The organism is Micromonospora sp. CA-111912, from assembly GCF_050948415.1.
Taxonomy (GTDB): domain Bacteria; phylum Actinomycetota; class Actinomycetes; order Mycobacteriales; family Micromonosporaceae; genus Micromonospora.
The window spans coordinates 1,372,410-1,386,107 of record NZ_CP192007.1; the positions used below are offsets into that span (position 1 = coordinate 1,372,410).

At 71.6% G+C, this 13,698-nt stretch carries 13 protein-coding genes; 10 read left to right on the forward strand and 3 right to left on the reverse strand.

Annotation, left to right across the window (positions count from 1 at the left end; translation table 11 throughout):
* Positions 1 to 3: 3 nt before the first annotated feature.
* The 8 genes from ACQPZO_RS06295 (at position 4) to ACQPZO_RS06330 (ending at position 7,058) form a co-directional block, all read left to right on the forward strand.
* Entirely contained in the window at positions 4 to 396 is a 393-nt protein-coding gene (locus ACQPZO_RS06295; protein ID WP_350886376.1) for a cupin domain-containing protein, read from the forward strand.
* Between the two features lie 75 nt (positions 397 to 471).
* Positions 472 to 2,256 carry a glycoside hydrolase family 15 protein gene (locus ACQPZO_RS06300; protein WP_433347884.1) on the forward strand — a complete coding sequence of 595 codons (1,785 nt, stop codon included), beginning with the start codon at positions 472 to 474 and terminating at the stop codon, positions 2,254 to 2,256.
* 337 nt (positions 2,257 to 2,593) lie between these two features.
* Entirely contained in the window at positions 2,594 to 3,991 is a 1,398-nt protein-coding gene (locus tag ACQPZO_RS06305) for a pectate lyase (RefSeq protein WP_433347886.1), read from the forward strand.
* A gap of 129 nt (positions 3,992 to 4,120) precedes the next feature.
* On the forward strand, positions 4,121 to 4,906 hold the full coding sequence (locus ACQPZO_RS06310; protein WP_433347887.1) for an aldo/keto reductase: 786 nt from the start codon (positions 4,121 to 4,123) through the stop codon (positions 4,904 to 4,906).
* 314 nt (positions 4,907 to 5,220) lie between these two features.
* The gene (locus ACQPZO_RS06315) at positions 5,221 to 5,595 is read left to right on the forward strand and encodes a hypothetical protein (protein WP_433347889.1); all 375 of its coding nucleotides are present in this window, start codon (positions 5,221 to 5,223) and stop codon (positions 5,593 to 5,595) included.
* 482 nt (positions 5,596 to 6,077) lie between these two features.
* Positions 6,078 to 6,272 carry a hypothetical protein gene (locus tag ACQPZO_RS06320; RefSeq protein WP_433347891.1) on the forward strand — a complete coding sequence of 65 codons (195 nt, stop codon included), beginning with the start codon at positions 6,078 to 6,080 and terminating at the stop codon, positions 6,270 to 6,272.
* Between the two features lie 19 nt (positions 6,273 to 6,291).
* A complete protein-coding gene (locus ACQPZO_RS06325; RefSeq protein WP_433347893.1) occupies positions 6,292 to 6,453 on the forward strand; it encodes a hypothetical protein in 162 nt (53 codons plus the stop codon).
* Positions 6,454 to 6,476: 23 nt separating this feature from the next.
* Entirely contained in the window at positions 6,477 to 7,058 is a 582-nt protein-coding gene (locus ACQPZO_RS06330) for a hypothetical protein (protein WP_433347894.1), read from the forward strand.
* Positions 7,059 to 7,113: 55 nt separating this feature from the next.
* Here ACQPZO_RS06330 and ACQPZO_RS06335 read toward each other — a convergent pair whose 3' ends face one another.
* Complete coding sequence (locus tag ACQPZO_RS06335) at positions 7,114 to 8,238, reverse strand: GH12 family glycosyl hydrolase domain-containing protein (RefSeq protein WP_433347896.1); 1,125 nt, start codon at positions 8,236 to 8,238, stop codon at positions 7,114 to 7,116.
* 306 nt (positions 8,239 to 8,544) lie between these two features.
* Here ACQPZO_RS06335 and ACQPZO_RS06340 point away from each other — a divergent pair, with 306 nt between their 5' ends.
* Both ACQPZO_RS06340 and ctaD read left to right on the forward strand, forming a co-directional pair.
* Entirely contained in the window at positions 8,545 to 9,651 is a 1,107-nt protein-coding gene (locus ACQPZO_RS06340; RefSeq protein ID WP_433350833.1) for an FAD-dependent monooxygenase, read from the forward strand.
* A 140-nt stretch (positions 9,652 to 9,791) separates the two neighbouring features.
* On the forward strand, positions 9,792 to 11,549 hold the full coding sequence (ctaD, locus tag ACQPZO_RS06345) for an aa3-type cytochrome oxidase subunit I (RefSeq protein WP_433347897.1): 1,758 nt from the start codon (positions 9,792 to 9,794) through the stop codon (positions 11,547 to 11,549).
* A 171-nt stretch (positions 11,550 to 11,720) separates the two neighbouring features.
* Here the strand turns inward: ctaD and ACQPZO_RS06350 are convergent, their stop codons facing one another.
* Both ACQPZO_RS06350 and ACQPZO_RS06355 read right to left on the reverse strand, forming a co-directional pair.
* On the reverse strand, positions 11,721 to 13,016 hold the full coding sequence (locus ACQPZO_RS06350; protein WP_433347899.1) for an MFS transporter: 1,296 nt from the start codon (positions 13,014 to 13,016) through the stop codon (positions 11,721 to 11,723).
* Between the two features lie 40 nt (positions 13,017 to 13,056).
* A complete protein-coding gene (locus ACQPZO_RS06355; protein ID WP_433347900.1) occupies positions 13,057 to 13,638 on the reverse strand; it encodes an isochorismatase family protein in 582 nt (193 codons plus the stop codon).
* Positions 13,639 to 13,698 lie beyond the last annotated feature (60 nt).

Here is a 13,698-nt window from a genome sequence, read left to right on the forward strand (position 1 = left end):
GGCATGGAGCATTTCACGATCGCGACCGTCGCCGAGAAGAGCCCAGATTTCCGGCGGGTGCTGTGGACCGGTGAGCACACCCAGCTGGTGATCATGACCATCCCGCCGGGCGGCGAGATCGGCGAGGAGGTCCACGAGGACACCGACCAGATTCTCACCTTCGTCAGCGGCACCGGCGAGGCCCGGGTGGCCGGGGAGAAGAAGGAGGTCGCCCAGGGCGACCTGGTGGTCGTACCGGCCGGGACGAAGCACAACTTCGTCAACACCGGCCCCAACCCGCTGGTCCTCTACACCGTCTACGGCCCGCCCGAGCACGCCGACCAGGCCGTGCACCGGACCAAGGAGGAGGCCGACGCGGCGGAGGCGGCCGGCAAGGACGAGCCGCCGACCTCCTGACCGGTCCGGCCCGGCCGGCGAGGGCCCCCGCGCCCTCGCCGGCCTGATCCAGGCGGGCGCGGGTACCCGGCGCGGGTGGACCAGCCGCCGATCTCCGACTACGGGTTCCTCTCCGACTGCCGCTCCGGCGCGCTGGTCGGCCGGGACGGCTCGGTCGACTGGTGGTGCCCGGACCGGTTCGACGGCGCCTCCGTCTTCGGCCGGCTGCTGGACCCACGGGCCGGGCACTGGCGGCTCGCGCCGCTCGCTCCGGCCCGGGTGGAGCGGGCGTACCGGCCGGACACGCTGGTGCTGCGCACGGTCCACCACACGCCCTCCGGCAGCGTCGCGGTCACCGACGCCCTCTCCGCCCAGATCGGCGCGCGCGGCCACGAGGTGGGGATGGACTCCCCGGCCGTGCTGCTGCGGGTGGTCGAGGGGCTCACCGGCCGGGTCCGGATGGGCCTGGACTTCGTTCCGCGCCCCGAGTGCGGCCTGCTCACCCCGTACCTGCACGAGCAGGACGACGGCGCTGTGCTGGCCGCCGCCGGGCCGGTCACGCTGGTGCTGCGCGGCACCGGACCGGCCCTGCGCGCCGACCAGGACCGGGTCCGGCAGGAGTTCGAGGTCGCCGCCGGGCAGCGCGTCGGCTTCGACCTGGCGTACGCGCCGGCGTACCGCGAGCGGCCGGCCCGGCTGGACCCGGTCGTCGCGCTCGCCGAGACGGTGCGGGCCTGGGAGGGGTTCCGGGAGACGCACCGCTACGACGGCGCGTACGCCCCGCAGGTGCGACACGGCGCGACCGTGCTCACCGGCCTGACGTACGCCCGCAGCGGCGCGGTCGCCGCGGCCCTGACCACGTCGTTGCCGGAACGGATCGGCGGCGACCGCAACTACGACTACCGCTTCTCCTGGCTGCGTGACTTCTCGATGACCATGCGCGCCCTCTGGGTGGCCGCCTGCCCGACCGAGGCCTCCCGGCTCTTCGCCTGGGCGGCCCGCTCGATCGGCCGGGTCGGCGGGACGCCGGTGCCCGTGCTGTTCGGGCTGGAGGGGGAGCGGGACCTCACCGAGCACGACTGCACCCACCTGCGGGGGTACGCCGGCAGCCGGCCGGTCCGGATCGGCAACGACGCGTGGCGGCAGCGCCAGCTCGACGTGCCGGGCGAGGTCATCTCGGCGGTCTGGCGGCTGCACGAGCAACTCGGCGAACCGTTCGCGGAAGAGCTGCGGGAGATGGTGGTGGGGCTCGCCGAGCAGGTCGCCGCGACCTGGCGGCTGCCCGACCGGGGGATGTGGGAGACCCGGGACACCGACCGGCACTACCTGTCGTCCAAGGTGCTCTGCTGGACGGCGCTGGACCGGGCGGTCGTGCTGGCCCCGCAGCTCGGCGACCGCGCCGACCCCCGCCGCTGGGCGGCCATCCGGGACGAGATCCGCGCGACCGTGCTCCGCGAGGGCTGGAACGACCGGGTCGGCGCGTACACCGGGGCCTTCGGCTCGACGGAGCTGGACGCCTCGGCCCTCTTCCTGCCGGTGGTGCACTTCCTGGAGGCGTCCGACCCGCGGATGCGCGCCACCATCGCGGTGGTCGAACGCGAGCTTGGCACCGACGACGGGCTGGTGCGGCGCTGGAACACCGACCCGGCCGGCTTCCTGCTCTGCTCGTTCTGGCTGGTGGAGTGCCTGGTGATGGCCGGTGAGCCGGAGCGGGCCCGGCGGCTGTTCGAGCGGATCCTCGGGCACGCCAACGACGTGGGGCTGTTCGCCGAGCAGGTCGACCCGCGCACGGGGGCCCAGCTGGGCAACTTCCCGCAGGCGCTGTCCCACATCGGGCTGATCAACGCGGCCTGGCGGCTCACCGACCCGGCAGCGGCCTGAGCCCGGTGCCCGGTCCGGCCGTGCGCCGCGACGGTGGCGACCGGGGTCCCGGGGGTCGGCGGTGGCGTCGGGCCGGGCCCGTTCCCGTCGTCGCGGGCTGCAACAGGTCTGCAACCGTCAGGCATTGACGATGCTGTGTGGCCGGTCATAGCCTCAGGCGTGGGAAAGCCCTTTCCCCGAGGTGGTGAACCCACCTTCCCCCTGCGCGGTGACGGGCACTCCGCCAGGGCGCACGGTCCTCGGGCGTGGACCAACCGTCCCAAGCGCGCCACGACGCGCGTCGTCGTGGCCGCAACCACCTCCGAGAGCCGCCACCATCCTGCCAAGGAGGACAGAAGTGCAGATCAGACGCGCCAAAAACCGGCACCCGCTGCTGTGGGCGGTGGGGGCAGGGGCGACCGCGGTCACCCTCGCCGCCGGCATGGGCTCCTCCGCCCTCGCGGCCAGTGTCTTCTCCGACAACTTCAACGACGGCGACGCCTCCGGCTGGTCCAAGTCCGGCGGCACCTGGTCGGTGCTCACCGACGGTTCCGGGGTGTTCAACCAGGCCAGCACCAGCAGCGAGCTGGCCCGGCAGTTCGCCGGCCAGACCAGTTGGACCGACTACCAGGTGCAGGCCCGGGTGAAGCCCACCGGCTTCGGCTCCTCCACCGGGCTGGTCGGCCTCGCCGCCCGCTCCGCCAGCAGCACCAAGATGTACCGGCTGGCGCTGCTCGGCTCCGGCCGGGCCGAACTCCAGGCAGTCAACGGCAGCCAGATCACCGCGATCGGCTCGGCCTCGCTCGGGGTCAGCGCCGGGAACTGGTACACGCTGCGGATCGAAACCAGCGGCAGCACCATCCGCGGCTTCGTCAACGGCACGCAGATCGCCTCCGGCAGCAACAGCCTGGCCGCGTCCGGCCGGGTCGGCCTGGTCACCGCGTACGCCAGCGGCAGCTTCGACGACGTGACGGTCGACTCGGGCGGCGGCGGCACGCCGACCACCCCGCCGTCGACGACCGCCCCGCCGACCAGCGCCCCGCCCACCACCACGCCGCCGACGACGCCCCCGCCGACCACCCCGCCGGCGAGCTGGCCGACGCCCACCAGCAGCCAGAAGGTCGACGCCACCATCCCGGTCTCCGGCACCCTCGACGGCGGCATGAAGCGCTACTACGGCATCGGCGACGGCGGCCAGTCCGAGAGCCAGGACCCGATGTTCGAGCTGGCCGCCGGGGCCACCCTGAAGAACGTGATCATCGGGGCGCCGGCCGGTGACGGCGTGCACTGCGAAGGCAACTGCACCCTGATCAACGTCTGGTGGGAGGACGTGGGCGAGGACGCCGCCACCTTCCGCGGCGGAACCACGTACACGGTCGACGGTGGCGGCGCGCGGTCCGGCACCGACAAGGTGTTCCAGCACAACGGCGCGGGCACCGTCTACATCAGGAACTTCCGGGTGGAGAACTCCGGCAAGCTCTACCGGGCCTGCGGCAACTGCTCGACCTCGTACCAGCGCCACGTGGTGCTGGACAACATCACCGCCACTTCCACGAAGGTGCTGGCCGGCATCAACACCAACTGGGGCGACACCGCCCGGTTCAGCCGGATCACCATCCTCAACGATCCCAACCACAGCACCAAGATCTGCCAGAAGTGGAAGGGCGTACCGAAGGGCAGCGAGCCGACCGAGATCGGCGAGGGCGCCGACGGCGTGAACTGCCTCTACTCCGCCTCCGACATCACCTGGAGGTAGGAAAGCGGCGGCTCGACCCCGGGGGTGGGTCGAGCCGGCGAGGCCCTGCGGACCGTCCGCGTCCGCAGGGCCGCCGGGCCCGTGCCCCGGGCTGGCATGGTCGGGGGGATCGCGGGTAGAACAGCCGTCATGGACAGCCTCGACCAGCCCAGCGTCCTGCTCCCCGGCGACGTGCGGATGCCGCTGCTCGGCTTCGGCACCTGGCAGGCCACGGGCCAGGCCGGGTGCGACGCCGTGCTCGCCGCCCTCGACGCCGGTTACCGGCACCTCGACACCGCCACCATGTACGGCAACGAGGAGGAGGTGGGCCGGGCGGTCCGGGAGAGCGGGCTGCGCCGGGAGGACATCTTCATCACCACCAAGCTGCCGCCGGACCGGGTGGGACGGGAGCGGGAGACGATCGAGGCCAGTCTCCGCGCGCTCGGCACCGACCACGTCGACCTGTGGCTGATCCACTGGCCGCCGTCCGCGCCGGCCGACAGCATCCCGGTCTGGCGGGAGCTGCTCGCCGCCCGGGACGAGAACCTGACCCGGGCGGTCGGGGTGAGCAACTACGGCACCGCGCAGATCGACGAGCTGATCCAGGCCACCGAGGAGAACCCGGCAGTCAACCAGATCCGGTGGAGCCCGTCGCTGTACGACCGGCAGCGGCACCTGGAGCACCGGGACCGGGGCGTGGTGCTGGAGGGGTACAGCCCGTTCAAGTCCAGCGACCTGGCGGACCCGGTGCTGACCCGGATCGCCGCCGCGCACGGGGTGTCGCCGGCCCAGGTGGTGCTGCGCTGGCACATCGACCACGAGATCGTGGTGATCCCGAAGTCGGTCACTCCGGAGCGGATCCGCGCCAACGCCGACATCTGGGGCTTCTCGCTGACCGCCGAGGAGATGCGCGACATCGACGCCCTCGGCCACTGACGACGCCGCCCCCGTCCTCCAGTCGACGGTCTACGCCGCAATGCGGAGAGCCAAAAGCAGCATGCCCCGTAACGGACTCCGACGGCGACTACCGGAGCGCTCGTGTAGATAGCCTGTGGAGGGTATGCCTGACCCGCCAGAGAGTTGGGTGGAGGCAGGCTGGCTGCTGTCCGGCGAAGACCTGTGCGCCTACGACGGCTCCCGACTCGCGGTCCAGGAAGTCCGGTCGTACGCGGGCCAAGCACGCATGTACGACCTGACGTCACGATTGACTCGCTCGTCGAATCGCTCTCACCGATGTCTCAATGCAGAACATGGCAGTCGCAATCTTTTGCATAGGGATCATTTCCATGCATGTTTCTGAATTGCTCTTCCATCTCACGCGCCGTCGGGGGTTGTACTTGCTGAACGACAAGTACGTGACCGCAGTCGCATTCGTCGAGGGATTCGACCAGGCGTTGGACCGGCGGCCCCTGGAGGGGTTTCACGAGTGGGTGTGCCAACGCGTTCTCGGACGCCATACCGGCATGTCGTGGCCGTACGTCGTCGCTTCCGTCGAGGTTCCGGAGGTGTTGTCGGGCGGCTGTGACCTGAATGCCCTCGACTCGGAGACGCAGCGGCGGATGATCGACCGCATGCTCGTTCTCATCGAGGAGTTCACCGGGGCGGTTGAGGTCAAGGTCAGGTAAGGCCGGGAACGACGCAGGGGATGGGACCCGTCGGGTCGTGCCCCAGGGCCCCGGCAAAGTCGTGCGGGTCTCCGGCTTGGCAGGCTCCATGGGATGCGCGCGCTGCCGACATGATCGGCCCCTGCCAGGTCGGCCTCTGCCGGGTCGGCGTGCCCTGCGTTGGTCCCTTTGGAGCTGCCCCGTTTGTGCTGTCGGTGAAGTGGGAGCGTGGACGGGGCAGCTCCAAAGGGGCTGAAGGGCAGGTCCCCCGACCGGGTGGGGGCATTCGTCAGGCCGCCGCCCGACTGCCCGGTGTACGGGGCGGCGTAGCGGCGACCTCCGGGGCAGGCACGGGGAGAGGAGACATAGCTGAGGGCCGGTGAAACCGAGGCCCTGGCCAGGATCTCGGGTCATCTGCAAGGAGCGGAACGGGATTCCCGGAAGGCGGATGAACGTCGGGCGGGATCGGAGGCCCGTCCACGCCTTCTTTCAGAGAGCGCAGAGTGTACGACGACATGGATCACGCGGCGCTCGACTGGTACGACGGCGACGAGCCGTTGCTCGAAGCCGGGACGGCCCGTCTCTACCTGGACTTCGGCGGCGACTTCGCGCGGATGGAGCCCGTCCTCCAGTTGACGACCACCGTTGGGAGCGGCAGAGCCGGTGTTCGGCCAGACCTGGGCCCAGACGATCAGTGACTTCGCGGTGGAGGCGGTGATGAACAGTCGGCTGGCGTTCGAGCCGCTGCTGGCGGACCACCCTGGGATGGGCAGCGGGCTGCTCGACGGCCACGTACAGGTCGAGTTCACGGAGGAGGGGCGACGTCTGGCTGATGAACTCGCCGCCCGCCTCGACCGGAACCAGGAGCCGGAGCGTTGAGAGCGTACGACTTGGAGGCCGCGATGGCTGTGCTGATCCAGTCGCTGTCGCGGATGTCGACGAGGGCGAAGGCGGCGTTGTTCGGGGCCTGTGGTGAAGCGCTGTCGCCGTTGCTGGCCGACGTGGAGAGACTGACCTCGGGCAGATGGACCTTTCCTGATTCTCGGGTCGCTCTCGATGCCGTGGCCCGGTTCGTCGTCGGAGGCGCGGCTCAAGCCGACTACGCCGATCTTCGTGACCGGCTGCTCGCCTCCGGCCCTAACGGCCACGAACTGGACTCGCCGTGGAGCACGTACGCGCAGGACGCCCTTACCTGCATCGACGCGGCCTTGGTCGCGTCGTCGCTCTCGGCTGAGGAGTTCCGCGACGTCTGGATCGAGTTCGCCGTGGAGCCGATGGTCGCGTCGCTCAACGCGCGTGGCTACGACGTTTGGCACGAGCCCGTCCCGGCGGGTGGCAGCTCACTCCAGGTCGAACTCGACAACGTGGTCGAGTTCCTGGCCGAGACTGCCGTCTGGCTGTCCCAGTCCGACGAGGTCACCTCCTCGGACTACACCGAGCTGATCCGGGAGGCGGCGGTGATCCGGCCACCATTCGACCCGTAGCCGGTGTATGGAGGGTGACGGCCGGCCGGCCGCCACCGTCCATGGCGTTACCGGGTCAGAGCCGGGTGCAGGCCGCGCCGTTGAGGGTGAAGCTGGTCGGCGACGAGTACGCGCCGTTCAGCGTCCCCTGGTAGCCAAAGCTGGCGGTGCCGCCCGGGGCGAGCGTGCCGTTGTGGCCGATGTTCCGCGCGGTCACCGCCGACCCGCTCTGGGTCACGGTGGCGTTCCACGAGCCGGTGATCTGCTGCCCGGCCGGCAGGCTGTACGCCAGCGTCCAGCCGTTGACCGTCGACGAACCGGTGTTGGTGATCTGCACGTCGGCGGTGAAGCCGTTGTTCCACGAGTTCGGCGTGTACTTCACCGCGCAGCCGCCCCCGGCCGGGGGAGTGGTCGGCGGGGGCGTGGTCGGCGGCGGTGTGCCGCCGGTGTTCACCGACTGCGAGAACGAGTTGACCGCCAGCCCCGCGCCGCCCTGCCACGGCTCGAAGCCGGCCTGGATGCTGGTGAGGTACCACGAGCTGGTGATCGCGCCCCGGTTGCGCGTGTCGTTGATGAAGTCCAGGACGTCGAAGCTCATGGTGGGGATCGCCGACGGGGCCAGGTACGAGATGACGTTGTTGCCGCCGTTGTTGCCCCGCCAGACCTCCCAGGTGCGGCCGGCGACGGTGGCGCTGCCCACGGGCGAGCCGATCGGCTGGATCGAGCCCTGCCGGTTGAGCCAGATCATGATCTCCATCTGGTTCACCCCGTCCCGCTTCGGCGACGGGTCCAGCCAGATGTCGTACGAGGCGTTGTAGGTGGCCCCGCCGACGTAGTTGTAGCTGATGCTGCTGGGCGCGCTGCTGATCTGGCTCACCTGGACCGGCAGGTTCGTGCCGGGGGAGCAGTTGGTGTAGTGGCAGCCCACGAAGATCGACGGGTACGACACCGGCCCACCGTTGGTCGGGGCGGAGCCCTGCTGGCTGGTGATGCCGAACCCGTTGCCGGTGACGTTGATGCACTGTTGCGCGCTGGTGCCCCAGCGGTTGTTCTGCACGACGTACTTCCCGCCGATGACCGTCGAGCCGTACTGCTCGCAGATCTGGGTGTCGGCGGAGGCGGTGCCGCCGAGGGCGACGGCGACGAGCGAGCCGGCGGCGAGCAGGCCGGCGGTCGCGAGGGCGCGGATTGGACGCTTCATGAATGCTCCTAGGCTTCGGTGTCGGACGGGTCCGGAGGTGCGTCGGGAGCGCTCCCATGCGCTGCGGACACATTCACATGCCTGAAACCTTCGCGCAACCGGGACCGGCTCGTTTTCACCCCGGAGCGCATTCACTGGCGTGAATCACGCCCCGGCGCTCGCCTGGCCGGCTGGCTTTCGGCGATCGACGCCGCCCCGTCGAGGGGCGACCCGGCCGGGACGAACGGCCCTGGCGTGCACCGATCGCACCGAGTAGTGTCTTGCCTCCAACGCGTGCCGAACTCCCCTCCGGAGGCGTACACCACGATGGGTGGCTCCCCCCTGCGCATTCTCGTCGTCGGCGCGGGCATCGCCGGTCTGGCCGTGGCCCGGGGCCTGCGGATGGCGGGTTTCCGGCCCGACGTCACCGAGAAGCTGCCCCCGTCGGAACTCGTCGACACCGGCCTCTACCTGCCCGGCAATGCTGCGCGGGCGCTGCGCCGGCTGGACCTCGACGGCCCGGTGCGCCCGCTCGGGCAGGTCGTGCACCGGCAGTGCTTCCTCGACGCCTCCGGTGCCCCACTGTGCGAGGTCGACCTGGACGCCCTCTGGGCCGACGTCGGCGAGTGCCGGGCGCTGCCCTGGTCCGAGCTGCACCGGGTGCTGCTCACCGGGGCCGGCGGCGAGGTCCGGCACGGGGCCGAGGTGTGCGGGATCGAGCTGCTGCCCGCCGCCGTCGGCGTCACCTTCGCCGACAACACCGCCGCTGAGTACGACCTGGTGGTCGGCGCGGACGGCCCACGCTCGGCGGTGCGTTCCCTGGCCGCGCTGGGCGGGCCGTCCCGACCGGCGGGCCAGGTGGTCTACCGGGCCGTGGTCCGGGGCGGCCCCCGGGTCGAGGAGTGGACCGCGCTGCTCGGCCAGCGGGCCGGCTTCCTCGTCGTGCCGCTCGGTGCCGGGCGGCTCTACTGCTACGCCGACGAGGCGGGCACGGTGCCGCCGGCCGACCCGCCGGCCCGGCTCCGCGAGCTGTTCGGCGGGTACGGCGGGCCGGTGCCGGAGGTGCTGGAGGCGCTGGAACGGGTGCACGTCGGCACCACCGAGGAGGTCGAGCTGGGGCGCTGGTCCCGGGGGCGGGTGCTGCTCGTCGGCGACGCCGCCCACGCCACCGCCCCGACCCTGTCCCAGGGGGCGGCCATGGCGCTGGAGGACGCCGTGGTGCTGGCCGACTCGCTGAAGGGTGCCGACACCGTCGAGGCGGCCCTGACGGCGTACGAGAGTCGCCGCCGTCCGCGTACCCGGTGGGTGCGGGACCGGACCCGGGACCGCAACCGCACCCGAGACGTGTCGCCGGCGCTGCGCGACCCGCTGCTGCGCGGGCGCGGCGGGCGGATCTTCGGCGAGCACTACCGATTGTTGGTCGACCCGCTGTGAGGGTTCGCCCGCGGGGCGGTCATCGTAGCCGCCCACCCCACGCGGCACCCCCACCTGCTGGGGACTATCCTCCCTACGGATGACGGCCCGCAGATAATCACGCGTGCCGAGCGGCACAAACCCAGAACCGGAGGCCACTCGTGACCACCGTCGCACCCAAGCCGGTCGTGACCCGGCCCTGGCCGGTACGAGAGCCGGTCAAGGGGTCGGCATTCTCGCGGCTGCTGCGCACCACGGACGCGAAGCAGATCGGGATCATGTACATGATCACCGCGTTCGTGTTCTTCATGGTCGGCGGCCTGATGGCGCTGATCATGCGGGCCGAGCTGGCTCGCCCCGGGCTGCAGTTCCTGTCGCCGGAGCAGTACAACCAGCTCTTCACGATGCACGGCACGATCATGCTGCTGTTCTTCGCGACGCCGGTCGTGTTCGCCTTCGCGAACTACGTGGTGCCGCTCCAGATCGGTGCCCCGGACGTGTCGTTCCCGCGGCTGAACGCCTTCGCCTACTGGCTCTACCTGTTCGGCGGCCTGCTGGCGACCGGCGGCTTCCTCACCCCGGGCGGCGCGGCGGACTTCGGCTGGACGGCGTACACCCCGCTGAGCACGGTCGAGCACTCGCCGGGCGTCGGCGCCAACATGTGGGTCGTCGGCCTGGCCATCTCCGGTCTGGGCACGATCCTCGGCGCGGTGAACCTGATCACCACGATCCTGACCCTGCGCGCGCCCGGAATGACCATGTTCCGGATGCCGATCTTCACCTGGAACATGCTGGTCACCAGCCTGCTGGCGATCCTGATCTTCCCGCTGCTGGCCGCCGCGCTCTTCGCGCTCGCCGCAGACCGGCTGCTCGGCGCGCACGTGTACGACCCCGCCACCGGCGGGCCGATGCTGTGGCAGCACCTCTTCTGGTTCTTCGGGCACCCCGAGGTCTACATCATCGCGCTGCCGTTCTTCGGCATCATCACCGAGGTCATCCCGGTCTTCTCCCGCAAGCCGATCTTCGGCTACAAGGGTCTGGTCGCCGCGACCATCGCCATCGCCGCCCTGTCGATGAGCGTGTGGGCGCACCACATGTTCTCCACCGGCCAGGTGCTGCTGCCGTTCTTCAGCTTCCTGAGCTACCTGATCGCCGTCCCGACCGGTATGAAGTTCTTCAACTGGATCGGCACCATGTGGCGGGGCCAGATCACCTTCGAGACGCCGATGCTCTTCGCCGTCGGCTTCCTGGTGACCTTCCTCTTCGGTGGCCTGACCGGTGTGCTGCTGGCCAGCCCGCCGCTGGACTTCCACGTGCACGACTCGTACTTCGTGGTGGCGCACTTCCACTACGTGCTCTTCGGCACGATCGTGTTCGCCGTCTTCGCCGGGGTCTACTTCTGGTTCCCGAAGATGTTCGGCCGGATGCTCGACGAGCGGCTGGGCAAGATTCACTTCTGGCTGACGATGATCGGCTTCCACACGACCTTCCTGGTGCAGCATTGGCTCGGCGCCGAGGGCATGCCGCGCCGGTACGCCGACTACGCACCTCAGGACGGCTTCACCACGCTGAACATGATCTCCACGATCGGCGCCTTCATCACCGGCATCTCGACCCTGCCGTTCCTCTGGAACTGCTGGAAGTCGTACAAGACCGGCCCGGTGGTCGAGGTCGACGACCCGTGGGGTCACGGCAACTCGCTGGAGTGGGCGACCAGCTCGCCGCCCCCGCTGCGCAACTTCGACCGGATGCCGCGGATCCGCTCCGAGCGCCCGGCGTTCGACGCGAAGTTCCCGGAGCTGGCCGCCGGCCAGAGCCTGGCCGGCCCGCCCGAGGGCGGCGCGAAGCCGCTGACCAGCGAGTCCAACGGTGGCGCCAGCTACCAGGAGGACACCGCCGGGAACCTCGACCAGCGCTGACCCACACCGCACCGTACGACGGGCGCCGCACCCCCACCGGGGTACGGCGCCCGTCGCCTCTTCCCGTGGCGGGTCGTCACCCCGTGCCGTCCGCCCCGGTGACGCCGTCGCGGCCCTGCCCGTCGCGGCCCCGTCCGACCGGCCCTGGCCCGCCGGCCCGCCGGTGGGGCGTCACGACTTGCCGGATGTCGCGGCTTCCGGGGCGGGGGTGGGTGCGATGTGCGGGACATCAAGTTGTCCAGGCCGGGCCAGCTCGCCGCCGCCCGCCGGGGTCAGGGCGCGGCGGTGGCGCAGCTCGGCGGGGAGCACGGCGGCGGCGATCAGCAGGCCGATCGCGCCGGTCACCACGAACCCCCACCAGGGCGCGGAGGCGTCGATCACCGCACCGGACAGCGGGGCACCCAGCGCGATGCCCACGGTCACCGCGGAGCCGTGCAGGCCCATCGCCTCACCGCGCACGGCGGCCGGGACCAGCCGGCTGACCGCGTCGGCGGTGGCGGCGAGGGTCGGCGCGCAGAGCATGCCGGCCGGGACCAGCGCCAGGCTGAGCAGCCACCAGTGCCCGCCGCCCAGCCCGACCGGGAGGGTGCACAGGCTGAGCGCGGCCACCAGCGCCAGCGGGGACACCTGCCGGCTGACCGCGCCGTACGCGAAGCCGCCGACCAGCGAGGCGACCGCCCACGCCGCGAGCACCGCGCCCGTCCAGCCGACCTCGCCGCCGGCCCGCAGCACGGCGACCACCGCGACGTCGGTGCCGCCCAGCACCAGCGTGGCGGCGAGGCTGGCCACCAACAGGGCGACCAGCCGGGCCGTCAGCCACTCCCGGCGGGGCACCCGGCGGCGCTCGCGGGGCGGCTCGTCGGTGGCGCGGGTGGGCGGGTTCAGCAGCCAGAGGGCGATGCCGGCGGCGACGACGCCGGCGCCGACCGCGTACAGGGTGAACCGGGCGGACACGGCGGTGGACAGCGCCACGGCGAGGGCCGGGCCGACCATGAACGACAGCTCCATCGACATCGAGTCGAGCGCGTACGCCGGGCGACGCCGCTGCGGCGGCACCAGCGCCGCGATCGACTGCCGGATCACCGAGAAGATGGGCAGGGCGAGCAGCCCGGCGACGAACGCGGCCGGCAGCAGCACCGGATAGGGCAGCGCCGGCGCGGTGGACCAGAAGATCGCCTCGGCGACGGTGGTCAGGGCGAGCACCGGGCGCAGGCCGTGCCGGTCCACCAGCCGGCCGAGCAGCGGGGCGCCCAGCGCCGCGCCCACGGTGGTGGCCGCCCCGACCAGGCCGGCCGCCCCGTACCCCCGGCCGAGGTCGAACACCACGTGGAAGGTGATGGTCACCCCGGTGGCGGTGAGCGGGACGCGGGCGAGCACCGACACCAGCAGCAACGACCGGAGACCGGGCAGGGCGAGCACCTGCCGGTAAGGCTTCATGTTCACGACGGTCCGTACCTCCGGCGACATCCTCGTCCCCGGGTACGACACCCGCCAGCGGTTTACCGCCTCAGGCGGCCCGGATCACCGGCTCGCCGTGCATGGCCACTCCGGCACCCTCCATCGCGCGCAGCGCGACGTCCAGCGTCTCCGGTGCCACGGCGGCGGTCAGGTCGAGCAGCACGGTGGTGGCGAACCCCTCCCGTGCGGCGTCCAGCGCGGTGGCCCGTACGCAGTGGTCGGTGGCGATGCCGACCAGGTCGACGCGGTCCACGCCCCGGGCGCGCAGCCAGTCGGCCAGGCACTCGCCGTCGTCGGCGTGCCCCTCGAAGCCGGAGTACGCCGCCGCGCGCTCGCCCTTGTGGAAGATCGCCTCGACCGGGCCGGTGGTCAGCTCCGGGTGGAACTCCGAGCCGGCCGTGCCGACGACGCAGTGCACCGGCCAGGAGTCGATGTAGTCCGGCGGGTCGCCGAAGTGCGCCCCCGGGTCCACGTGGTAGTCCTTCGTCGCCACCACGTGGTCCCAGCGGTCGGGATCGGCGGCGAGCAGCCGGGAGATCCCGGCGGCGACGCCCGCCCCGCCCGTCACCGCGAGGGACCCGCCCTCGCAGAAGTCGTTCTGCACGTCGACGATGATCAGCGCGTTGGCCATGTCAGGGGTGCTCCTTCGCGGTGCGGGTCAGCCGGGCGGATGGCGAGGCGGCGGGGCGGT

Coding starts and splice junctions, on each gene's coding strand:
- ACQPZO_RS06295 (WP_350886376.1), top strand. CDS start 4: ATGGAGCATTTCACGATCGCGACCGTCGCCGAGAAGAGCCCAGATTTC.
- ACQPZO_RS06310 (WP_433347887.1), top strand. CDS start 4,121: ATGGACAGCCTCGACCAGCCCAGCGTCCTGCTCCCCGGCGACGTGCGG.
- ACQPZO_RS06315 (WP_433347889.1), top strand. CDS start 5,221: ATGGCAGTCGCAATCTTTTGCATAGGGATCATTTCCATGCATGTTTCT.
- ACQPZO_RS06325 (WP_433347893.1), top strand. CDS start 6,292: ATGAACAGTCGGCTGGCGTTCGAGCCGCTGCTGGCGGACCACCCTGGG.
- ACQPZO_RS06330 (WP_433347894.1), top strand. CDS start 6,477: ATGGCTGTGCTGATCCAGTCGCTGTCGCGGATGTCGACGAGGGCGAAG.
- ACQPZO_RS06335 (WP_433347896.1), bottom strand. CDS start 8,238: ATGAAGCGTCCAATCCGCGCCCTCGCGACCGCCGGCCTGCTCGCCGCC.
- ACQPZO_RS06340 (WP_433350833.1), top strand. CDS start 8,545: ATGGGTGGCTCCCCCCTGCGCATTCTCGTCGTCGGCGCGGGCATCGCC.
- ACQPZO_RS06350 (WP_433347899.1), bottom strand. CDS start 13,016: ATGTCGCCGGAGGTACGGACCGTCGTGAACATGAAGCCTTACCGGCAG.
- ACQPZO_RS06355 (WP_433347900.1), bottom strand. CDS start 13,638: ATGGCCAACGCGCTGATCATCGTCGACGTGCAGAACGACTTCTGCGAG.